This is a genomic window from Halorubrum sp. GN12_10-3_MGM (assembly GCF_005435235.1).
Taxonomy (GTDB): Archaea; Halobacteriota; Halobacteria; order Halobacteriales; family Haloferacaceae; genus Halorubrum; species Halorubrum ezzemoulense.
In genome coordinates this window covers 1-305 of the sequence record NZ_SGUB01000078.1, presented here as the reverse complement: position 1 = coordinate 305, position 305 = coordinate 1, and the positions used below count along the sequence as shown (strand labels likewise).

Genomic DNA, 305 nt, shown 5'->3' with positions numbered 1-305 from the left:
GTCAATAACTCACGGTTTCACAGCGTCAAAGAGCGGTTCTTGCGCTCAGAAGATGCAGTAACTGCCGCTGGCGGTGGTCGTCAAAGGGTCAAAACTATGGTACCTTGCTCCCTTGATCAGGTGACGATGGCGATGCCTCTCCCGGATACGTCCGGAGAAAGGGAGCAGGCGGCGAGCCTTAATGAGTATGAAAACTTTTGTTAGTTAAGCTTGATAGAAGAGTAATGGAGCGCTCACGTCGAAAAGAGATTGAGCATCACTTGACTGAGGAAGAAATCGATGAACTGCTACGTGAGGCCGAAGAC

General features: G+C 50.2%; 1 protein-coding gene. It reads left to right on the top strand.

Going from position 1 to position 305, the window contains the following annotated elements:
- Positions 1-204, top strand: a 204-nt coding sequence (locus tag EXE47_RS18875; protein ID WP_206750876.1) for a hypothetical protein, incomplete at its 5' end; no start/stop codon positions are given.
- Positions 205-305: the final 101 nt, after the last annotated feature.